Source organism: Chimaeribacter arupi (genome assembly GCF_002858805.1).
Classification (GTDB): Bacteria; Pseudomonadota; Gammaproteobacteria; order Enterobacterales; family Enterobacteriaceae; genus Chimaeribacter; species Chimaeribacter arupi.
Map to the genome: position 1 here is coordinate 23383 of NZ_PJZI01000031.1, position 21924 is coordinate 45306.

A 21924-nucleotide genomic window follows, 5' to 3' on the forward strand; every position below is an offset into this window, starting at 1 on the left:
ATTGACTGTCAGAATGGCGGTGAACAGCAATAATAGAGCCATTGCCCGCCGTTCTGGCCCCTGCTTCTCCCGGAGACCGCCCCTATGCGCAAGCCACGCAAACTTACCGAGGCTGACGTTACCCCTGAAAGCCTGTTTATGCAGGACCGACGCCGGATCATGCAGGCGCTCGGCATCTCCGCTGCCTCACTGGCGCTGCCTGCCGCCGCCCGTGCTGACATCCTCTCCTGGCTGAAAGGCAGCGAGGCCCCCAAGGCCCCGCCCGGCAAGCCGCTGGATTTCAGCAAACCGGCCGCGTACCAGCCGGGCTGGCCGCTGACGCCGGAAGACAAAGTCACCGGCTACAACAACTATTACGAGTTCGGCCTGGATAAGTCCGACCCGGCCGCCAACGCCGGGACACTGCAAACCGCCGACTGGAAAATCCGCATCGACGGCGAGGTCGCCAAACCGGTCACGTTCAGCATGGATGACCTGCTGAAACGTTTTCCGCTTGAGGAGCGCATCTACCGCCTGCGCTGTGTAGAGGCGTGGTCGATGGTGGTGCCGTGGATAGGTTTTGAGCTGGGCAAGCTGATTAACGCCGTGGAGCCGACCGGCAACGCGCGCTATGTGGCGTTCCAGACGCTGTATGACCCGGAGCATATGCCCGGCCAGAAAGATCGCTTTATTGGCGGCGGGCTGGCTTACCCCTATGTGGAGGGGCTGCGGCTGGATGAGGCGATGAACCCGCTCACCCTGCTCACCGTAGGTGTGTACGGCAAAACGCTGCCGCCGCAGAACGGTGCGCCAATCCGCCTGATTACGCCATGGAAATATGGCTTTAAAGGGATTAAGTCGATCGTGAATATCCGCCTGACCCGCGACCAGCCGCCTACCACCTGGAACCTTTCCGCGCCGGATGAATATGGCTTTTACGCCAACGTGAACCCGCATGTTGACCACCCGCGCTGGTCACAGGCCACGGAGCGTGCGATTGGCAGCGGCGGCATTCTGGACGTGAAACGCCAGCCGACCCTGCTGTTCAACGGCTATGGCGATCAGGTGGCGTCGCTCTATAAGGGCCTCGATTTACGGGAGAACTTCTGAGTGAAGCGGCTGACGGCAAAACAGATTACCGGCCTGAAAGTGCTGCTCCATCTGGCGGGGATACTGCCGCTGGTGTGGCTGGTCTGGTCGGTGAGCCAGGGCGGTTTCAGCGCCGACCCGGCCAAAGATATCCAGCACTTTACCGGGCGGACGGCGTTGAAATGGCTGTTCGCCGGCCTGCTTATCACCCCGCTGGCGCGCTACGGGAAACAGCCGCTGCTGATCCGCGTGCGCCGCCTGATCGGGCTGTGGTGCTTTGCGTGGGCCTCGCTGCACCTGTTGAGCTATTCGTTCCTGGAACTCGGCATCAATAACCTGGGCCTGCTGGGCAGTGAACTTGTCTCCCGCCCTTACCTGACGCTCGGCATCCTGAGCTGGCTGATGTTGCTGTCGCTGGCCGCCACCTCGACGCTGGGCGCGCAGCGCCGGTTGGGGAAAAACTGGCAACGGCTGCATAACGTCATCTATCTGGTCGCGATCCTCGCGCCCATCCATTACCTCTGGTCAGTGAAAACCCTGTCGCCGCAACCGGTGATTTACGCCGTTTTTGCTGCGATTTTGCTGGCATTCCGTTACAAAAAGGTCAGGCAATGGTGGCGTTAACGCCCCTGAACGTTCTGTGTTCTGCGCCACATAATAAGGGCCAAAACAGTGTTTAATATCGATAAAGGGTTGATTATCTTCGCTGATAAGACCAGTATTTAGCTGCGATTTGCCACGATATCATTATAATGCCCCACTTTAGCGGTTACTGCGCAGGCGATTGGCCGCTAAAAAGGTGACAAAACGATGACATCGGGTTATTTTCTACAATACAGGTCAAATTGACGGAGATAGGCGCACGATGGCAGACAAGTTTCATATCTTGCTTCTCAATGGCCCCAACCTGAACCTGCTGGGTTCACGCGAGCCGGAGAAGTATGGGCACACGACGTTGCCGGAGATTGTCAGCCGTCTGGAAACCCAGGCCAGTGAATTGGGCCTTGCCCTGAGTCACCTGCAATCCAATGCGGAACATGCCCTGATTGATCGCATCCATCAGGCGCGTGGCAACACGGATTTTATCCTGATTAACCCGGCGGCGTTCACGCACACCAGCGTGGCCCTGCGCGATGCCCTGTTGGGGGTGGCGATCCCGTTTATCGAGATCCACCTCTCCAATGTGCACGCCAGGGAGCCGTTCCGCCACCACTCCTATCTTTCTGATATTGCCGTCGGCGTCATCTGCGGACTGGGGGCTGACGGTTATACCTTTGCATTACAGGCAGCGGCGCGCCGCTTGTCACAATCCAATTAAATCAAGCAAAAAGAGTACGGAATCACACTCATGGATATTCGTAAAATCAAGAAACTGATCGAACTGGTTGAAGAATCCGGCATCGCTGAACTGGAAATTTCTGAAGGTGAAGAATCAGTTCGTATCAGTCGTGCCCCGGCAGTGCCGAACTACCCAATGATGCAGCAGGCGTACGCCATGCCGATGCAGCAACCACAGCCGGCCCTGGCCGCTGCCGTTGCCCCGGCTGCCACCGTGGAAGCCGCTCCGGCTGCTGCGGCTGCCATCAGTGGCCACATCGTTCGTTCACCGATGGTCGGCACCTTCTACCGCACCCCTAGCCCGGACGCCAAGCCGTTCATCGAAGTGGGCCAGAAAGTGAATGCGGGCGATACCCTGTGTATCGTTGAAGCCATGAAGATGATGAACCAAATCGAAGCTGATAAATCGGGTGTGGTGAAAGCCATTCTGGTAGAAAGCGGTCAACCGGTTGAATTTGACGAGCCACTGGTCGTCATCGAATAACGAGGCGTCTCATGGTAGATAAAATCGTCATCGCCAACCGTGGTGAGATCGCCCTGCGTATTCTGCGTGCCTGTAAAGAACTGGGCATCAAAACCGTAGCGGTTCACTCCACCGCGGATCGCGATTTAAAACATGTGCTGCTGGCAGACGAAACCGTCTGTATCGGCCCGGCACCTTCTGTAAAAAGCTATCTGAATATCCCGGCCATCATTGCTGCTGCTGAAATTACCGGCGCGGTTGCGATTCACCCTGGGTATGGCTTCCTGTCCGAAAACGCTGACTTTGCTGAGCAGGTTGAGCGCTCCGGCTTTATCTTCATCGGCCCGAAAGCAGAAACCATCCGCCTGATGGGCGACAAAGTTTCTGCCATCAACGCGATGAAGAAAGCCGGCGTCCCGACCGTACCGGGGTCTGACGGTTCGCTGACCGATGACATGGAAAAAAACCGTGCCTTCGCGAAACGCATCGGCTACCCGGTGATCATCAAAGCCTCCGGCGGCGGCGGCGGTCGTGGTATGCGCGTTGTGCGCAGCGACAAGGATCTGGAAGAATCCATTAACATGACGCGTGCGGAAGCCAAAGCGGCTTTCAACAACGACATGGTTTACATGGAAAAATACCTGGAAAACCCGCGCCACATCGAAATTCAGGTGTTGGCAGACGGCCAGGGCAACGCCATCTATCTGGCAGAGCGTGACTGCTCCATGCAGCGCCGCCACCAGAAAGTGGTGGAAGAGGCACCGGCACCGGGCATCACCAGCGAAATGCGCCGTTACATCGGCGAGCGCTGCGCCAAAGCCTGTGTGGACATCGGCTACCGCGGTGCAGGTACGTTCGAGTTCCTGTATGAAAACGGCGAGTTCTATTTCATCGAAATGAACACCCGTATTCAGGTAGAGCACCCGGTCACTGAAATGATCACCGGTGTGGACCTGATCAAAGAGCAGCTGCGCATCGCTGCCGGTCAGCCGCTCTCCATCACCCAGGACGAAGTGCGTATCCAGGGCCATGCGGTCGAGTGCCGTATCAATGCGGAAGACCCGAACACCTTCCTGCCGAGCCCAGGTAAAATCACGCGCTTCCACGCGCCGGGTGGCTTTGGCGTACGTTGGGAATCGCACATTTACGCCGGGTACACTGTCCCGCCGTATTACGATTCCATGATCGGCAAACTCATCACTTACGGTGAAAACCGTGACGTGGCGATCGCCCGCATGAAAAATGCGTTGGCGGAGCTTATCATCGACGGCATCAAAACCAACGTTGACCTGCAACAGCGCATCATGGCTGATGAAAACTTCCAGCACGGTGGCACCAACATCCACTATCTGGAAAAGAAACTGGGTTTACAGGAAAAGTAATCACCTGACGCCCTGCCCTAACGCCCGCTGATGCGGGCGTTATTATATGTATCTCCTCTCTTTTTCCTTACGCCCTTTTCCCTCATCCGTGACGTTATTATTCCCTCACCTTAACTTTTGCATTAATAATAATATTCCAACTTATTACTATAATGCCTGTTTAATACAGGTATTATTAAATACGCCTATTGTTCCACACATAAAATATTCACACCTCTATTAAGGGTTCTAATAACTCACTCAGCACTTATGGTAATATGCCGGGCAGTCATTCACCGTGCATCGCATTACCCCCTCCCGGCCATTATTTTAATAAAACGCACCTGCATAACATTGATTCAAGATCTCAATACATTGACGGATATTTATATTAAGGAGTAATAAATGAAACGAGATAAAATGCATCAGGCCGCGCTCGGCCTGGCAGTAATGCTTAGCGCAGGTGCGGCATTGGCAGCATCAAATCACCCTACGCCTTCTGTCCTGCCTGCCCCCACCGCGGCGGATAGCGATTCCTCCTCCGCAGGCCGTCTGTTTTTAATGGATACCTGGTGGGCAAACCAGCAGTCTTCCGAAGGATTTAAAGAGGCCATCGCGCAATTTGGTTTAACCATTGAGCAGATGAATGAGAATTATGAGGTCATGGAAGCGCGGGCTAAAAATCCTAATGACCCGTTATTCTGGCTGAAACGCACCCTGGAAACCTATCCTGCACAACAGGATCAGTATGCGATTCCGGTTACCGAAGAAAACGGCGTGATGCGTGACCGGACGACACAATGGAACCGCAACCCCTATTTCCTGACGCGAGAATATGGCAAAGCCGGTGAGCGCATCACCATCAAAACCGCAAAAATCCCAGCGGGTATCGCCTGTTATGCGGCCATGCAGGGCAACATGGGCGGCTTTGACGGGCCGGATGGGGTAAAAGCGTTGGCCTCTGACAGCATCAACACCTACGTGCTGCCGCATGACGGCATCCTGATGTTGGGCTGCCCGGACTACAACAAAGATATGAGCACGATAGACACCTCTGTCCCGATGCAGATCCTCAGCGGCGGCTCGCAACGCCATCCGCTGTTCCTGTTCGGGATCAATAGCCAGCGTGAATGGGCAGACTTCACCCAACAGGTGACCCCGACCGGCTATGGCGTCTTCTTTGATGGCCGTACCCGCTACGCTGCCAGCCAGAAAAAACTGCGCGCCTCTGCCACGACCAACATCATGCAAACGATGCGTGAAAACCTGCTGCGCAGCATCAGCTACGACAAGCTGAATGGCCTGGACGGTTCCTCGGCCCTGCACCAGCCGGTGCGTTCACTGTTTATGGCCAGTTATGATGCGTGCTGTTATGCCAGCAGCGGCAGCGGGAAACTGGCGATTGGGTTTGAAGGCACTGTGCCGACGACGCACGGCTGGGGCGCCTGGCATGAGTATGGCCACCAATACCAGATGGGCTGGTCATGGGGCGGGCAGAGTGAGGTCACGGTAAACCTCTATTCGCTGGCGGCCTGCTATACACAACTTGGCCATGTGGAGAACAAACAGTGCCACCCCAACCTTGAGTTGCAGGGCTTCACCTGGGACCAGCAAGCCGTGGGCAGCTTCCTGAAATCCGGCCAACGCTGGCATTTTGATACCGAGCCTAACGTGTTCCGCCGGCTCACCATGTTCGGGCAACTGATGACCACCTGGCCGGATCTGTACCCGGCACTGGGCAAAGCCTACCGTGAAGCTTACAACCGGGGTGGAAACAAAGCGGCGCTGGATACCACCCAGGAAAAAATCGACTGGTTTGTGACGAACGCCAGCCGCCAGAGCGGCCGCGATCTGCGTGAGTTCTTCACCCGCTGGGGCCTGGGTTACAGCGCTGCCGCAGGCGAGCAGATTGCCGCGATGAAACTGCCGGCCCCGACCCAGCCGACCACGACCTATGAAAAACCGCTGGTTCACAGCGGCAACTCACCGACGACCGTCTCCTTGCAAATTGACAACGACAATCAGGCACACGGCATCGGGTTGCTAACAAATAGCGCGAAGACTGGCCCACAAAAACTCGTCTGGGTCGCAAACGGCGAGACGACGCTGCATACGCAAGTGGTAGATACGCAAAACCGGCCGTTTACGATCGCGCTGCGCGGCAAAAAATTAACCGGGGGCTGTGCGTATCACACCATCAACAGCGCCGTCACCTGTGGTTTAGGCTCGGATATCCACCTCAGCGTGATTTACCGCCCGGAAGATAACCCTGACCTGCCGGCCGGTGATTATCACGGCACCCTGCCGCTGATCGCCGCGGGGTGGCACGACCCGAGCTGGACAGCTAACGTGAATTTCCCGCTGACGATTACAAAGTAATTATCCCATCTGCTGCACCTGAAATGGGTGCAGCAAGGCACGCAATGGAATAGCCGGATAATCTTCTCTTTCCCATTAATATAATGCCTGCGTAATGCAGGCATTATTATTATCATCAATATATTCCGCCCCGTATTTTCATTTACCTCACCGCACCTACTGCATTACGCCGCGTGTATGTTAGGATGCTTCGCCGTGATTTTTACCTGTCGCACGCTTTTCTAATTCTTATTTTAATAAGACACACCTGTACACGGTTACCCTCTTTTTTGAACACAGCATTGGATGTTTATATTAAGGAATAATGAATGAAAGGTTATAAAATTAACCGGCTCTCCCTGGCTGTCGCCTTAATACTCAGCTCAGGGGCGGCATCAGCCGCGCCAGAAAACATCACGTATCACGGTAACACGTCAGGTTCAATTATCAATTTCGGCCCGGCGCCGGCTAAGCCAGTTAAGCCGGTTATTGATGATGCCGATCTGGGCCAGAAAAATATCACCCTGGTTCTTGATACCTGGTGGTGGAACTATCAGTACACCGACGGGTTTAAAGAGGCCATTACGCAGCTGGGCTTAACCATCGAGCAGATGACGGCCAATTATCAGGAGATGGACGCCCGTGCGAAAAACCCGAACGACCCGTTATTCTGGCTGAAACGCACCCTGGAGATTTATCCGTCTCATGCTGCTGACCGTTACAATATCCCGGTGACGGAAAGCAATACCGTGATGCGTAAACGCACCACCACCTATGATCGTAATAACTATTTCCTGACGCGCGAGTATGGCAAAACCGGCGAAGCCATTACCATTAAAGCCGGAACGATCCCTGCGGGCGTGACGTGTTATGCGGCGATGGATGGCGATATGACGCTCTTTAAAGGCACCGGCAGCGAAAAACCCCTGCTCTCTGGCGGTACCATGACTTATGTGATGCCGCATGACGGCATCTTGCTGTTGGGCTGTAAAGACAATAACAGCCATATGAAAAATCTCGACACCACGGTGCCGATGCAGATCCTCAGCGGCGGCTCACAGCGTCACCCACTGTTTATTTTCGGCATTAACAGCCAACGCGACTGGGCAGACTTCAGCCAGCAGGTCACGCCTACCGGTTATGGGGTCTTCTTTGACGGCCGCAGCCGTTACGCCGTCAGCCGGCAACGGCTCGCGGCTTCTGCCGACACCAATATCCTGAAAACCCTGCGGGAAAACCTGTTGTTGACCATCACTTACGACAAGCTGAACGGGATGGATGGGTCGTCTGAGCTGCATCAACCGGCGCGCTCACTGTTTATGACCAGCTATGACGAATGCTGCTGGGCCAACAGCGCCGGTGGGCGGCTGGCGATTGGCCGCTACCCGACACTCCCGGACATCGGTAACTGGGCAACCTGGCATGAGTATGGCCATGATTATCAGATGGACTGGTCATGGAAAGAGGTGCAGGAGGTGACCGTTAACATCTACTCACTGGCGGCCTGTTACACCCAGTGGGGTTATGCCGCCCTGAATCAGTGCCATCAACAAGCCGAAGCACTCGGTTTCAGTTGGGATCAGCAAGCGGTCGGCAGCGCGATTAAAGCGGGCCAGATTTGGAATATCGATGCGCAGGGTGAGCACTTCCGCCGGTTAAACATGTTTGCGCAACTGCTGGCCAGCTATCCGGATCTCTACCCGGCGCTGGGCAAAGCCCTGCGGGAAGACGTCAACCGGGGTACCGGCAGCGTCGTGTTGGATGAGAAACAAAAACAAGTCGACTGGTTCGCCATCAATGCCAGCCGTTTCAGCGGCCACGACCTGCGTGCGTTCTTCGACTTGTGGACGCTGCCTTACAGCGCCGCCGCGGGTGAGCAGATCGCCGCGCTGAAGCTGCCGCAACCGGCCCAGCCGGTCGCCACCTATGAAGCCACGCTAACCCATACCGGCAGCACGCCGACCACGGCTAAACTCAAAATAGAGAATAATACCGACAGAAAAGGCATCGGCTTTGTGGCTAACTCAGAGAAAGTCGGCCCGCGCGCGCTGATCTGGTCTGGTGAGAACGAAAGCAGGCTGCACACCCAGGTGGTGGATGCGCAGAACCGGGCCTTTACCGTGACGCTGCGCGGTAAAAGGGCTATGGGCGGTTGTTCAGGCCATGCGGTTAACACGGCGGCAGTCTGCGGCTCCTCAGATGCCGGCATCCACCTCAGCGTGAGTTACCACCCGGAAGATAACCCCCATCTGCCGGCCGGTGACTATCACGGCACACTGCCGCTGATCGCCACTGCCTGGGGAAATCCGGCCTGGACGGCCAATGTGAATATTCCGCTGTCCATCAGTAAGTAATCCCTTCCTGCGGCGTCCTTTCCGGGCGCCGTTATTACCCTGATCCGCCGCGAGGCATAGCAAGGTAATAATATTTATTTCAATGGAAATGACACCGGATTAATATAGGTGCTATTATTTTTACTTATTATATTTGCACCATTATTGAGTGGTCAGGATTCCCCCATCACCTGATAATAAATCAACCCGCATCTGTTCCCATAAAAATCATGGCTGCCGGGTAACGCCTGCCGCCCTGACGTGACAACCTCCGCCCCCAACCCGCTATAATTGATAGGAAAATACCGTCCTAAAGCAATCTGTCTTTTTTTAACCCGGAATAAATAACTGAAAAAATAATAATGGATGAAAAAACGCAGGAAATGCACCGCGTGTTCACCCCGAAAAAGAGAGGCACCCTGATATACTGCCGGGTGCCGGAATACACTCCGCCCCTCGCTAAAAATTTATAACTCCATAAAACCCAGACAACGATTAATTCGTTGGCGTCTATTCACATCAGGATAAATAAATGAAAGGACATTCATTTAGCAAAATAGCGCTGGGATTAGCCCTCGCGCTGAATACCGCAGCGGCATTGGCCGCTTACACCCCCGACGACATGAACGAAATCCATACCGACGGTAGCGATGCACACTTTGACATCACGGAAAGCGTAGTAAGTTATGACACCTGGTGGAATGACTACGCGCACCGGCCCGGTTTTCAGGACGCCTTATCCGAACTGGGCCTCACCCTTGAGCAGTTAAACCGGGACCCCAACACATTCGCCGCCCGTTCCGGGCAGGTGAATGACCCGCTGTTCTGGCTCAAGCGCACAATGTCAATTTACCCGGCGGATAAGCAACGCTACGCCATTCCGGTAACCGAAAACGGCGGCGGTGCGGCCCGGCAGTCCACCTGGGAACGCGATAACTATTTCCTGACGCGCACCTATGCCCGCGCCGGGGAAACGGTGCTGATTGAGGTCGGGCAGATCCCGGATAAAGTCACCTGTTACGCCGCCAATAAAACCACGGAAACCATGAAATCCCGCCCCGGCACCCTGGATGTGGTTAAACTCCCTGCCCAGGGGCTGTTCCATTACCCGGTAAAACATGAGGGGGTGATCGCCCTCGGCTGTATCGATAGCACCGAAACGCTGAACAGCATCGACAAGAGGGTGACGATGCGGATTATTGCCGGCGGTGTTGAGCATCCGCTGTTTATTCTGGGCCAGCAGCCGCGCAGCCAGTGGGCGTCAATCAGTCAGCAAACCACCCCTTCCGGCAACATTCTCATGTTTGATGGCCGCAGCAATTACTACATCAATAATGCGAAAGCCAGGGAATCAACCAATACCGATATGCTGCACGCCATGAATCAGGCGCTGGTGCGGAGCACGGTTTACGACACGCTGAACGGGATGAATGGCTCCTCTTCCCTGCATCAGCCTAACCGCGGCACCTTTACCGCCACCTATAACGCCTGTTGTGCCGCCGGCAACTGGGACGGGATGCTGTCGATTGGGTTCAAAAATGCTATCCCCACTAACGCGTCCTGGGGCCACTGGCATGAGTATGGCCACCTGCACCAGAACCGGGTGCTGTGGTGGAAAGATGGCCTGCGGGAAGTGGTTGTGAACATCTACTCACTGGCGGCCTGCTATTCCCAGTTAGGCAATGTGGACCCGAAAAAATGCCACGGCAATCTGTCAGCGAACAACATGGCCTGGGATCAGCAGGCGGTCGGCCACTTCCTGCAATCCGGCCAGACCCACAATTTTGATGCGGAAACCAATGTGTTCAAACAGCTGGGCATGTTTATGCAGCTTATCACCAGCTACCCGGACATGTACCCGGCGCTGAACCGTGCCATGCGTGAAGAGTTCAGCTACAACAAAAACCGGGCGCTGATTAACACCGACCAGAAGAAGAAAGATTGGTTTGTTGTCCAGGCCAGTAAACTCTCAGGGTATGACCTGCGCGACTTCTTTGATCGCTGGGGCCTGGCTTACACCGCCTCCGCGCGGGATGAGATTGCCGCGATGACACTGCCCAGCCCGAAACAGCCGGTCGCCTCTTATCAGGCTACCCTGCGTCATAACGGTAACGTACGCAGCAATGCGATCCTGACGCTGCCGGTCGTCCAGGACATGACCTCGATGGGCATCGTCACCCACTCGGATCAGATCGGCCCGAAAACGTTGGTCTGGTCTCAACCCGGCCCGACCTTGCTGAAGGCGCGGGTGGTGGATGCCCACCAGCGACCGTTCACCGTGACACTGCGTGCAGAACGCCGCATGGGCGGCTGCCCGGTGCTGAGCATGAACTCGGCCGCCTCCTGCGATGGGGCAGACTACGCGACCCTGATGGTCAACTATTATCAGGAAGATAACGCCGGCCTGCCGGCAGGCCACTACACCGGCCAATTGCCGCTGATTGTCACGGACTGGCATAAAAACGGCCTCAGCGCCAACGCCACTGTCCAGCTCGACATTACGCAGTAATCTCCCTTCCCTGCGGCATCCACACCGGGTGCCGCAGAAAATCTTTGGGCAAGCCCCGCACAATCCGTACAATCCCCCTCTTTACCCATTTGGAAACGCTATGGATACGCGATTTATTCAGGCGCACCGGGAAGCACGCTGGGCCGTGGGCCTGACCGTCGCTTACCTGCTGGCCTGGGTGCTGGCGGCCTACCTGCCGGACAGCGCGCAGGGCTTCACCGGGTTGCCCCACTGGTTTGAGATGGCCTGCCTGCTGGTGCCGCTGCTGTTTATTCTGCTTTGCTGGCTGATGGTGCGCGTGGTGTTCCGCGAGATGCCGCTGGAGGAGCACGACCATGCAAACTGATGTGCTGCTGCCGCTGCTGGGCTACCTGCTGCTGGTGTTCGGCCTGTCGGTGGTGGCATACCGCCGCCGCCAGCAAGGCAATTTCCTTAACGACTACTTCCTCGGCAACCGTTCGATGGGCGGCTTCGTGCTGGCAATGACCCTGACCGCCACCTACATCAGCGCCAGCTCCTTTATCGGCGGCCCCGGCGCGGCGTACAAATATGGCCTCGGCTGGGTACTGCTGTCGATGATCCAGCTGCCGGCGGTCTGGCTGTCGCTGGGGGTGCTCGGCAAGAAGTTCGCCATCCTGGCGCGCCGCTATAACGCGGTGACGCTCAATGACATGCTCTACGCCCGCTATCAGAGCCGCCTGCTGGTATGGCTCGCCAGTTTCAGTTTGCTGGTGGCGTTTCTCGGTGCGATGACGGTGCAGTTCATCGGCGGCGCGCGCCTGCTGGAAACCGCTGCCGGGATCCCTTATGACACCGGGCTGCTGATTTTCGGCATCAGCATCGCGCTCTACACCGCCTTCGGCGGCTTCCGCGCCAGCGTGCTGAACGATGCGATGCAGGGGCTGGTGATGCTGCTCGGCACCGTGCTGCTGCTGGTGGCGGTGATCCACGCCGCCGGCGGGCTGCACGCCGCGGTCGGCAAACTCCAGCAGATTGACCCGAAGCTGGTGTCGCCGCAGGGCGGGGATGATATTCTCAGCCTGCCGTTTATGGCCTCTTTCTGGGTGCTGGTCTGCTTCGGCGTGATTGGCCTGCCGCACACCGCCGTGCGCTGCATCGCCTACCGTGACAGCAAAGCGGTGCATCGCGGCATTGTGCTCGGCACCATTGTGGTGGCGGTGCTGATGCTGGGGATGCACCTGGCAGGCGCACTGGGGCGGGCGATCCTGCCGGATTTGACGATCCCGGACCAGGTGATCCCGACGCTGATGATCGCGGTGCTGCCGCCGTTTGCCGCCGGGATCTTCCTGGCCGCGCCGATGGCGGCGATCATGTCCACCATCAATGCGCAGTTGTTGCAGTCTTCCGCGACCATCGTCAAAGATCTCTACCTGAACGCCCGGCCGGAAGCGCTGGAGAATGAAAAGCGCCTGACGCGCATGACCAGCCTCGCCACCCTGGTGCTCGGCCTGCTGGTATTGCTGGCCGCCTGGCACCCGCCGCAGATGATCATCTGGCTCAACCTGCTGGCCTTCGGCGGGCTGGAGGCGGTGTTCCTCTGGCCGCTGGTGCTCGGCCTCTACTGGGAGCGGGCCAACGCCACCGGTGCGCTAAGCTCAATGTTAACCGGGGCAATCAGCTATACGCTGCTGGCCGGCGTCGATCTGCATATCGCCGGTTTGCACCCCATTATTCCGTCGCTGCTGCTCAGCCTGCTAGCGTTTACTATCGGTAACCGGTTCGGTAAGGCCGCGGTCAGCGCGCTGCCGGTGACCGGGCCACAATCATAAAAGAGATGTGCCATGCCTTGGATTCAACTGAAAATTAACACCCGCGGCAGTGATGCGGAGAGCCTGGGCGATGCCCTGATCGAGAGCGGTGCGGTCTCCGTGACCTTCCAGGACACCCACGACACGCCGGTGTTTGAGCCGCTGCCGGGCGAAACCCGCCTGTGGGGCGATACCGACGTCATCGGCTTGTATGACGCGGAAACCGACATGAAAGCCGTGGTCGCTATCCTGGAACACTCGCCGCTGCTGGGTGCGGGCTTTGCCCACCGCATCGAACAGCTGGAAGACAAAGACTGGGAGCGCGAGTGGATGGACAACTTCCACCCGATGCGTTTCGGCGAGCGGCTGTGGATCTGCCCGAGCTGGCGCGACGTGCCGGACCCGGACGCCGTCAACGTGATGCTCGATCCGGGCCTGGCGTTCGGTACCGGCACCCACCCGACCACCGCGCTCTGCCTCCAGTGGCTCGACAGGCTGGATCTCGCGGGCAAGACGGTGATCGACTTCGGCTGCGGCTCCGGCATTCTGGCGATTGCGGCGCTGAAACTCGGCGCAGCGCGCGCCATCGGCATCGACATCGATCCGCAGGCGATTCAGGCCAGCCGGGACAACGCCCAGCGCAACGGCGTTTCTGAGCGCCTGGAGCTGTTCCTGCCGCAAGACCAGCCCGCTGACCTCAGCGCCGATGTGGTGGTGGCGAACATCCTCGCCGGGCCGCTGCGTGAGCTGGCACCGCTTATCGGCTGCCTGCCGAAAACCGGCGGCCACCTCGGCCTTTCCGGTGTGCTGGCGACGCAGGCGGAAAGCGTCTCTGAAGCCTACCGCGATCTGTTCGACCTCGATCCGGTGGCGGAGAAAGAGGAGTGGTGCCGCATTACCGGTGTACGCCGTTAACATCCTGTTAATAAAGGCGTAATCTTTTCGCTGATTATTCTTTAAACAGCACGATCGGCCACCTCCGGGTGGCCAAAATGCCACGATTTGCCCTTTCCCTTGCAAAAAGCAGGCGTACTCTGCGCGCCGTACCCTGCCGATAATTCCTGGCCGGTCATGCCACTTTCCGATACCCAATTTGCTTAAGAGAAAGAGATGAAACGTAGCCTGTTTTTGGCCGCCGCCTTGCTGGCGGGCCTGCCTGCTTATGCCGCCGATCATGCCGTTGATCACCCCACAACCGCCCCTGCTGAAGCGCACCCGCACTGGGGCTATGAGGGCGAAGGCGCGCCTGCCCACTGGGGGGCGCTCTCCACCGATTTCCACCTGTGTGAAATTGGCCGCAACCAGTCCCCGATTGACATCCATGACGCGCTGACCGCCCACCCGCGCCCGCTGAAGGTAAAATACAGCCTTGCGCCGAACAGCATCGTCAACAACGGCCACACTGTGCAGGTCAACGTGCCGCCGGGCAACACCCTGACGCTGGATGGCGAAACCTTCACGCTGCAACAGTTCCACTTCCATGCGCCGAGTGAAAACACCATCAAGGGCCAGTCCTTCCCGATGGAGATGCACCTGGTGCATGCGGATGCGAGCGGTGAAGTGGCCGTGGTGGCCGTGATGTTTAAATCCGGTGCCGCGAACCCGGCGCTGACGGCGCTGTGGCAGAACCTGCCGAAAGAGGTGGGTAAGCCGGTGACCCTGAGCCAGAAAGTGGACCTCAACGCCCTGCTGCCTGCGTCCCTGACCCACTACCGCTTCTCCGGTTCCCTGACCACCCCGCCGTGCACCGAAGGTGTCCGCTGGCTGGTGATGAAAAAACCGCTGACGCTTTCCCAGGCGCAACTGACGCAATTCACCCAGTTGATGCACCATGCCAATAACCGCCCGGTGCAGCCGCTGCACGGCCGGGTCGTGGTGCAATAAGCCTGCATTCTTCCGGCCTGTGTGATTGCAGGCCGGAAAACCGCACGTTTTGCTGTTCCCCGCCTTTCCCCTTACTGGTTGTTATTTAACCAATCACCAAAGTAATCTCCTGATAACCTGGCGTCAGCCGCCTACAATAGCGACGGTTTCTGCTGCTTTTGCAGATAAAATGCTGTGTTATTGGGATTATTTTTCTGGTCAATTGTTAACCATAAAAAGATAAGATGCTGTTATATATAGCTAATTTTTAGGAAAAAGTGACGGCCGTCACCTTTTTCACGTCATGCCGTGCCAATTGTTCAAAGTTTGGCCTTTCATATCGCTGTAAAAATGCGTAATATACGCGCCCTTGCGGACACAGTATGGTCAAAATTTTGTCTATGCGCATTGGACACCACCAACTTACTAATTGCCTGATTGCCGCCCCGATGGCCGGTGTCACTGACCGACCGTTTCGTGCGTTATGTCACGCGATGGGAGCGGGGATGGCGGTTTCTGAAATGCTCTCTTCCAACCCGGAAGTGTGGCGGACGGATAAATCGCGCCTGCGCATGGTGCATGAAGATGAACCCGGGATCCGGGCCGTGCAGATTGCCGGCTGCGACCCGGAGGATATGGCGGCGGCCGCCAGAATCAACGTGGCAAATGGTGCCCAAATCATCGATATCAATATGGGTTGCCCGGCCAAGAAAGTGAACCGCAAACTGGCAGGCTCTGCATTATTGCAGTACCCCGATCTGGTCAAACAGATCCTTCAGGCCGTGGTTAACGCGGTAGACGTGCCGGTGACGCTGAAAATTCGCACTGGTTGGGCACCAGAACATCGTAACTGTGTAGAAATTGCCCAACTGGCTGAAGATTGTGGTATTCAGGCCCTGACCATTCATGGCCGAACCCGTGCCTGCCTGTTTAACGGCAACGCGGAGTACGACAGCATTCGGACAGTTAAGCAGACTGTTTCCATTCCGGTTATCGCGAATGGCGACATTACTGACCCGCATAAAGCCAGGGCTGTGCTCGACTATACGGGGGCTGATGCCCTGATGATAGGCCGCGCAGCTCAGGGGAGACCCTGGATCTTCCGGGAAATCCAGCATTATCTGGACACAGGGGAGCTGCTTCCACCCATGCCACTCGGTGAGGTGAAGCGCTTGTTGATTGAGCATGTACGGGAATTGCACGGCTTTTATGGTCCAGGCAAGGGATTCCGCATCGCTCGTAAGCACGTATCCTGGTATATCCAGGAAAATGCCCCAAATGACCAGTTTCGGCGCTCCTTCAACGCTATAGAGGATGCCAGCGAACAGCTGGAGGCGTTGGAAGCATATTTCGAAAATCTTAGCGTAAAAAAAGAGCTGACAGAACTATGTTCGAACAACGCGTGAATTCTGACGTACTGACCGTTTCTACCGTAAATTCTCAGGACCAGGTGACCCAAAAGCCCCTGCGTGACTCGGTTAAACAAGCACTGAAGAACTATTTTGCTCAACTGAACGGTCAGGACGTAAATGACCTGTATGAGCTGGTATTGGCTGAAGTTGAACAGCCACTGTTGGACATGGTGATGCAATACACCCGTGGCAACCAGACCCGTGCTGCCCTGATGATGGGTATCAACCGTGGTACGCTGCGTAAAAAATTGAAAAAATACGGCATGAACTGATTCCGGTCAGCTAACTGTCTGTTGACTAAGGCGTTAATCGGCATGGATTAACGCCTTTTTTATCGCCTTTTTTCCTGCTTTTGCGGCGTGACGCCCGCCCGTGTTTTATTCAGCCCACCCCTGATATCTTTACAAAATGGCGTGATATACTGCGCGCCGAAAGTCGCCTCGCTCGCTAAACACTCCTGTCCCGGTTTACCTCGCGATCTCCGCTTTTGTGTAAAGATTGTGTGCAGTTGGGCTTTTTTCTAAACGATCCCCCTCCCGCAGTGTCTACACCCCCGTACCGCTGATGAGACCTTGCTCTATAGGCGTTACGCCCCCCTTGAATGCCTATATGAGTTCCTGATGATTAAACCGCAAAAATTTACCCGCGCCTTGCTGCATCCCCGCTACTGGTTTACCTGGTTTGGGCTGGGCGTGCTGTTCCTGCTGGTGCAACTCCCCTACCCGGTGCTCTACCGCCTGGGTGTCTGGATGGGCCGCACCTCGATGCGCTTTATGAAGCGCCGTGTCTCGATTACCCGCCGCAACCTCGAGCTCTGTTTCCCCGGCATGGACCCCTGCCTGCTGGAGCGCAAAGTCGTGAGCAATTTTGAGTCCCTCGGCATGGGGCTGATTGAAACCGGCATGGCCTGGTTCTGGTCAGATCGCCGCGTCAAACGCTGGTTTGACGTCAACGGCCTGCATAACCTGAAGATGGCGCAGCAGGACAACCGCGGCGTGCTGGTGATCGGCATCCACTTTATGTCGCTGGAGCTCGGTGGCCGGGCGATGGGCCTCTGCCAGCCGATGATGGCGATGTACCGCCCGCACAATAACAAAGCGATGGAAGTCGCCCAGACCTGGGGCCGGATGCGCTCCAACAAAGCGATGCTGGACCGCAAAGACCTGCGCGGCATGGTGCAGGCACTGAAACGCGGTGAAGCGGTATGGTTCGCCCCGGATCAAGACTACGGCCCGCGCGGCAGCGTGTTTGCCCCGCTGTTTGCGGTAGACCAGGCGGCCACCACCAGCGGCACCTTTATGCTGGCGCGGCTGGCCAAACCGGCGCTGGTGCCGGTGGTGCTGGTGCGCCGGGAAGATGGCCGCGGCTATGAATTGCTGATCCAACCGGCGTTGCAGGATTACCCGCTGGATGACGAAATGGCTGCCGCCGCCTACATGAACCGTATCGTGGAGCGTGAAATCATGCGCGCGCCCGACCAGTACATGTGGCTGCACCGCCGCTTCAAAACGCGCCCTGCCGGTACGCCGTCGCTCTACTGATGCCCGCCGCGCTCCCGGCCCTCAGGCCGGGATTTTTTTGCCCCGTCCCTCCCCCTGCCTCTGCCCAATCCCTTTTTTCACCGTCCTTGCCCTGCCTTTTGCTTCTAAGCCATATAATCACGCATAAAACCATTGGCTTACGAAGCATTCCCTGCGTCCTGAGCCGGATAACCTGAATAAACAACCTACTGATTTATAATGACTTTATCTTAAATGTTGTGAGCCAGCACACAAAGTGCATCTTTTTGCGCCAACAGGCGGCAAAAACAGCGCACCTGCACTCTTTTGGTGCTATAGGTTTCATAATGCAGGTAAATGTTTCTGTTTCCTTCATTCGCCCCTTTGATTCTTAAGCCTTTTCAAAGTTGGCACTGCCTTTGCTAATACCTTTCCAGGGCCATCGCCCACGAACAGAAAGGGTGCACCAGGGTGTGCCGATAATGAAAACCCACCGTTTCCGCCTCACAGGATGCTTTATGAAGAAGATGATGCTTTCGACATTACTTGCTGCCGCCTCCTTTCTTGCCGCAGCAAACCAGGCACACGCAGGCGCCACGCTCGACGCGGTGCAAAAAAAAGGCTTTATCCAGTGCGGGATCAGTGACGGCCTGCCGGGCTTCTCCTATGCCGATTCCAGCGGCAAATTCTCCGGGCTGGACGTTGACCTCTGCCGGGGCGTGGCCGCGGCGGTATTCGGTGATGCCAACAAAGTGAAATACACCCCGCTGACCGCCAAAGAGCGCTTCACCGCGCTGCAATCCGGCGAAGTGGACATCCTGTCACGCAACACCACCTGGACGTCTTCACGTGACGGCGGCATGGGCATGATCTTCGCCGGGGTGAACTACTACGACGGCATCGGCTTTTTGACCCACCAGAAAGCGGGGCTGAAAAGCGCCAAAGAGCTGGATGGGGCCACCGTCTGCCTGCAGGCCGGCACCGACACCGAGCTGAACGTGGCGGACTTCTTCAAAGCCAACAAGATGCAGTTCACGCCGGTCACCTTTGACCGCTCCGACGAAAGCGCCAAGGCGCTCGACTCCGGCCGTTGCGACACCCTGGCCTCTGACCAGTCCCAGCTCTATGCCTTGCGCATCAAGCTCGGCAACCCGAATGACTTCATCGTGCTGCCGGAAGTGATCTCCAAAGAGCCGCTGGGGCCGGTCGTGCGCCGCGGTGATGAAGACTGGCTGGCGATCGTGCGCTGGACGCTGTTCGCGATGCTGAACGCCGAAGAGATGGGCGTGACCTCCGCCAACGTTGACCAACTGGCCGCCAACCCGAAAACCCCGGACATGGCGCACCTGCTCGGCAAAGAAGGCAACTACGGCAAAGACCTGAAACTGCCGAACGACTGGGCGGTAAAAATCGTCAAGCAGGTCGGCAACTATGGCGAAGTGTTTGAGCGCAACGTTGGTATGGGCAGCGAGCTGAAAATCAAACGCGGCCTGAACGCCCTCTGGAACCAGGGCGGCATCCAGTACGCCCCGACAGTACGTTAAACCCGGTGCGCCCCCGGCAGCACGCCGGGGGCGCCCTCCCGCTATTGCGTCACGGTGTGATGACAACACGGCCCGTTGCCGTGTTGCCCCTGTTCTGAGGTTCCTGTTATGTCGCAACGCCCAACCGGAAAAGGCAGCTTTTCGCTGACCAACCCCGCGGTTCGCGCCTGGATTTACCAACTTATCGCGGTGGCTTTGCTGCTCGCCTGTGGCGGCTATCTCCTGCACAACACGGTGGTTAACCTCTCCACCCGCGGCATTACCTCCGGGTTTGCCTTCCTGAATAACAGCGCCGGGTTCGGCGTGATCCAACACCTGATTGACTATGAGCAGGGCGACACCTACGGCCGCCTGTTTGTGGTCGGCCTGCTGAACACGCTGCTGGTGTCGGTGCTCTGTATTGTGTTTGCCTCGCTGCTCGGCTTTGTGGTCGGCCTCGGGCGGCTCTCGGACAACTGGCTGATCCGCAAGCTCTCGACGATTTACGTCGAAACCTTCCGCAACATCCCGCCGTTGCTGCAAATCTTCTTCTGGTACTTCGCGGTGTTGCGCAACCTGCCCGGCCCGCGCCAGAGCCTCGATGCCTTCGGCGTGATCTTTATGAGCAACCGCGGCCTCTATCTGCCGTCGCCCCAATTAGGGGAAGGCGCGCTGGCCGCCGTGGTCGCGCTGCTGCTGGCTGTCGCCGCGATTGCCGCCCTCGCCCGTTACAACCGCTTCCGTCAGATCCACACCGGCCGGGTGTGGCGCATCTGGCCCTGGGCGCTGCTGCTGATCGTGGGGTTGCCGCTGCTGGCGCACATGCTGTTCGGCGCGGCGCTGCACTGGGACTTACCGGCGCTGCGCGGCTTCAACTTCCGCGGCGGTATGGTGCTGATCCCGGAACTGGCGGCGCTCACTGTCGCGCTCTCGGTCTATACCTCGGCGTTTATCGCGGAGGTGATCCGCTCCGGCATCCAGTCGGTGCCGTCCGGCCAGCACGAGGCGGCGCGCTCACTTGGCCTGCCGAACCCGGTGACGCTGCGCCAGGTGGTGTTGCCGCAGGCGCTGCGGGTAATCATCCCGCCGCTCACCAGCCAGTACCTCAACGTGGTGAAAAACTCCTCGCTGGCGGCGGCCATCGGCTACCCGGACATGGTGTCGCTGTTTGCCGGGACGGTGCTCAACCAGACCGGCCAGGCGATTGAAACCATCGCCATGACCATGTCGGTGTACCTGATTATCAGCCTGCTGATCTCGTTTTTGATGAACGTCTACAACCGGCGCATTGCGCTGGTCGAGCGCTAAGAGGCTTCCATGACCATGACGTTACCCCCGCCATCACGCAGCGCGGTGCCGCCTTCCGGCCCGGTCGGCCGGGCCGTGCTCTGGGCGCGCCGCAACCTGTTTTCCAGCGTCTTTAACACCCTGCTGACGCTGTTCTGCCTCTGGCTGCTGTGGCTGATTATCCCGCCGCTGCTGAACTGGGCGGTGTTCCAGGCGAACTGGATAGGCACCACCCGCGCGGACTGCACCAAAGACGGCGCCTGCTGGGTGTTTATCCATGCCCGCTTCGGCCAGTTTATGTATGGCCTCTACCCCGCTGACCAGCGCTGGCGCATCAACCTGGCGCTGGTGATTGGCCTGATCTCCATCGCGCTGATGTTCTGGCGCGGGATGCCGCGCCGTGGGTGTTACATCGCCTGTTGGGCGGTGGCCTACCCGCTGCTGACCTGGTGGCTGCTGTATGGCGGCTTCCTTGGCCTGCCGCGGGTTGAAACCCGCCAGTGGGGCGGCCTGACGCTGACGCTGATCATCGCCTCCATCGGCATCGCCGGGGCATTGCCGCTCGGCATCCTGCTGGCGCTGGGGCGGCGCTCACGCCTGCCCGTCGTGCGCATCCTCTCCATCTGCTTTATTGAGTTCTGGCGCGGCGTGCCGCTGATCACCGTGCTGTTTATGTCCTCGGTGATGCTGCCGCTGTTCCTGCCGGAAGGCACCAGCATCGACAAACTGCTGCGCGCGCTGGTCGGGGTGATTTTGTTCCAGTCCGCGTACGTGGCGGAAGTGGTGCGCGGCGGGCTTCAGGCGCTGCCGAAAGGCCAGTACGAGGCGGCGGAGTCGCTGGCGCTGGGCTACTGGAAAACGCAGGGGCTGGTGATCCTGCCGCAGGCGCTGAAGATGGTGATCCCCGGCCTGGTAAACACCATCATCGCGCTGTTCAAAGACACCAGCCTGGTGATCATCATCGGCCTGTTTGACCTGTTCAGCAGCGTGCAGCAAGCCACCGTAGACCCGATGTGGCTGGGGATGTCCACGGAGGGCTACGTCTTCGCCGCGCTGGTCTACTGGATTTTCTGTTTCAGCATGTCGCGCTACAGCCAGCATCTGGAAAGGCGCTTTCACACCGGACGTTCCAACCACTGAG

At 57.7% G+C, this 21924-nt stretch carries 18 protein-coding genes; all 18 read left to right on the forward strand.

All coding sequences use genetic code 11. The features are described from left to right. Nucleotides 1–84 precede the first annotated feature (84 nt). Nucleotides 85–1089 (forward strand): protein-methionine-sulfoxide reductase catalytic subunit MsrP, encoded by a 1005-nt coding sequence (gene msrP, locus CYR52_RS16815; RefSeq protein WP_072933405.1) that lies wholly within the window; start codon nt 85–87, stop codon nt 1087–1089. Continuing rightward, nucleotides 1090–1692: a protein-methionine-sulfoxide reductase heme-binding subunit MsrQ gene (gene msrQ, locus CYR52_RS16820; protein WP_101828999.1), complete on the forward strand. Its 603-nt coding sequence runs from the start codon at nt 1090–1092 to the stop codon at nt 1690–1692. A gap of 241 nt (nt 1693–1933) precedes the next feature. Next, a complete protein-coding gene (gene aroQ / locus CYR52_RS16825; protein ID WP_072933401.1) occupies nt 1934–2386 on the forward strand; it encodes a type II 3-dehydroquinate dehydratase in 453 nt (150 codons plus the stop codon). A 30-nt stretch (nt 2387–2416) separates the two neighbouring features. Then, the gene (gene accB / locus CYR52_RS16830) at nt 2417–2890 is read left to right on the forward strand and encodes an acetyl-CoA carboxylase biotin carboxyl carrier protein (RefSeq protein ID WP_072933399.1); all 474 of its coding nucleotides are present in this window, start codon (nt 2417–2419) and stop codon (nt 2888–2890) included. Between the two features lie 11 nt (nt 2891–2901). Further along, entirely contained in the window at nt 2902–4251 is a 1350-nt protein-coding gene (gene accC / locus CYR52_RS16835; protein WP_072933397.1) for an acetyl-CoA carboxylase biotin carboxylase subunit, read from the forward strand. 384 nt (nt 4252–4635) lie between these two features. Beyond that, nucleotides 4636–6609: a M60 family metallopeptidase gene (locus CYR52_RS16840; protein ID WP_101829000.1), complete on the forward strand. Its 1974-nt coding sequence runs from the start codon at nt 4636–4638 to the stop codon at nt 6607–6609. 308 nt (nt 6610–6917) lie between these two features. Next, nucleotides 6918–8942 (forward strand): M60 family metallopeptidase, encoded by a 2025-nt coding sequence (locus tag CYR52_RS16845; protein WP_101829001.1) that lies wholly within the window; start codon nt 6918–6920, stop codon nt 8940–8942. A 511-nt stretch (nt 8943–9453) separates the two neighbouring features. Beyond that, nucleotides 9454–11430 (forward strand): M60 family metallopeptidase, encoded by a 1977-nt coding sequence (locus tag CYR52_RS16850; protein WP_101829002.1) that lies wholly within the window; start codon nt 9454–9456, stop codon nt 11428–11430. A 100-nt stretch (nt 11431–11530) separates the two neighbouring features. After that, on the forward strand, nt 11531–11776 hold the full coding sequence (locus tag CYR52_RS16855) for a YhdT family protein (RefSeq protein ID WP_072933390.1): 246 nt from the start codon (nt 11531–11533) through the stop codon (nt 11774–11776). After that, nucleotides 11766–13220 (forward strand): sodium/pantothenate symporter, encoded by a 1455-nt coding sequence (panF, locus tag CYR52_RS16860; protein ID WP_072933388.1) that lies wholly within the window; start codon nt 11766–11768, stop codon nt 13218–13220. The genes CYR52_RS16855 and panF overlap by 11 nt, the downstream gene beginning before the upstream one ends. A gap of 12 nt (nt 13221–13232) precedes the next feature. Further along, complete coding sequence (gene prmA / locus CYR52_RS16865; RefSeq protein WP_101829003.1) at nt 13233–14114, forward strand: 50S ribosomal protein L11 methyltransferase; 882 nt, start codon at nt 13233–13235, stop codon at nt 14112–14114. A gap of 195 nt (nt 14115–14309) precedes the next feature. Continuing rightward, entirely contained in the window at nt 14310–15083 is a 774-nt protein-coding gene (locus CYR52_RS16870; protein WP_101829004.1) for a carbonic anhydrase, read from the forward strand. 380 nt (nt 15084–15463) lie between these two features. After that, nucleotides 15464–16468, forward strand: a complete 1005-nt coding sequence (gene dusB / locus CYR52_RS16875; protein WP_072933409.1) for a tRNA dihydrouridine synthase DusB — start codon at nt 15464–15466, stop codon at nt 16466–16468. Next, a complete protein-coding gene (gene fis, locus CYR52_RS16880; RefSeq protein WP_000462905.1) occupies nt 16450–16746 on the forward strand; it encodes a DNA-binding transcriptional regulator Fis in 297 nt (98 codons plus the stop codon). The genes dusB and fis overlap by 19 nt, the downstream gene beginning before the upstream one ends. Nucleotides 16747–17094: 348 nt before the next feature. Then, on the forward strand, nt 17095–18015 hold the full coding sequence (gene lpxP / locus CYR52_RS16885) for a kdo(2)-lipid IV(A) palmitoleoyltransferase (RefSeq protein ID WP_072933383.1): 921 nt from the start codon (nt 17095–17097) through the stop codon (nt 18013–18015). A gap of 476 nt (nt 18016–18491) precedes the next feature. Then, nucleotides 18492–19517: an amino acid ABC transporter substrate-binding protein gene (locus tag CYR52_RS16890; protein WP_072933380.1), complete on the forward strand. Its 1026-nt coding sequence runs from the start codon at nt 18492–18494 to the stop codon at nt 19515–19517. A 108-nt stretch (nt 19518–19625) separates the two neighbouring features. Next, entirely contained in the window at nt 19626–20804 is a 1179-nt protein-coding gene (locus CYR52_RS16895; RefSeq protein ID WP_101829005.1) for an amino acid ABC transporter permease, read from the forward strand. Nucleotides 20805–20813: 9 nt separating this feature from the next. Beyond that, complete coding sequence (locus CYR52_RS16900) at nt 20814–21923, forward strand: amino acid ABC transporter permease (protein WP_101829006.1); 1110 nt, start codon at nt 20814–20816, stop codon at nt 21921–21923. The last annotated feature ends 1 nt before the right edge of the window (nt 21924 follow it).

Coding starts and splice junctions, on each gene's coding strand:
- lpxP (WP_072933383.1), top strand. CDS start 17,095: ATGATTAAACCGCAAAAATTTACCCGCGCCTTGCTGCATCCCCGCTAC.
- CYR52_RS16840 (WP_101829000.1), top strand. CDS start 4,636: ATGAAACGAGATAAAATGCATCAGGCCGCGCTCGGCCTGGCAGTAATG.
- fis (WP_000462905.1), top strand. CDS start 16,450: ATGTTCGAACAACGCGTGAATTCTGACGTACTGACCGTTTCTACCGTA.
- prmA (WP_101829003.1), top strand. CDS start 13,233: ATGCCTTGGATTCAACTGAAAATTAACACCCGCGGCAGTGATGCGGAG.
- panF (WP_072933388.1), top strand. CDS start 11,766: ATGCAAACTGATGTGCTGCTGCCGCTGCTGGGCTACCTGCTGCTGGTG.
- accB (WP_072933399.1), top strand. CDS start 2,417: ATGGATATTCGTAAAATCAAGAAACTGATCGAACTGGTTGAAGAATCC.
- CYR52_RS16850 (WP_101829002.1), top strand. CDS start 9,454: ATGAAAGGACATTCATTTAGCAAAATAGCGCTGGGATTAGCCCTCGCG.
- msrP (WP_072933405.1), top strand. CDS start 85: ATGCGCAAGCCACGCAAACTTACCGAGGCTGACGTTACCCCTGAAAGC.
- CYR52_RS16895 (WP_101829005.1), top strand. CDS start 19,626: ATGTCGCAACGCCCAACCGGAAAAGGCAGCTTTTCGCTGACCAACCCC.
- dusB (WP_072933409.1), top strand. CDS start 15,464: ATGCGCATTGGACACCACCAACTTACTAATTGCCTGATTGCCGCCCCG.
- CYR52_RS16900 (WP_101829006.1), top strand. CDS start 20,814: ATGACCATGACGTTACCCCCGCCATCACGCAGCGCGGTGCCGCCTTCC.
- CYR52_RS16855 (WP_072933390.1), top strand. CDS start 11,531: ATGGATACGCGATTTATTCAGGCGCACCGGGAAGCACGCTGGGCCGTG.
- accC (WP_072933397.1), top strand. CDS start 2,902: ATGGTAGATAAAATCGTCATCGCCAACCGTGGTGAGATCGCCCTGCGT.
- aroQ (WP_072933401.1), top strand. CDS start 1,934: ATGGCAGACAAGTTTCATATCTTGCTTCTCAATGGCCCCAACCTGAAC.
- CYR52_RS16890 (WP_072933380.1), top strand. CDS start 18,492: ATGAAGAAGATGATGCTTTCGACATTACTTGCTGCCGCCTCCTTTCTT.
- CYR52_RS16870 (WP_101829004.1), top strand. CDS start 14,310: ATGAAACGTAGCCTGTTTTTGGCCGCCGCCTTGCTGGCGGGCCTGCCT.
- CYR52_RS16845 (WP_101829001.1), top strand. CDS start 6,918: ATGAAAGGTTATAAAATTAACCGGCTCTCCCTGGCTGTCGCCTTAATA.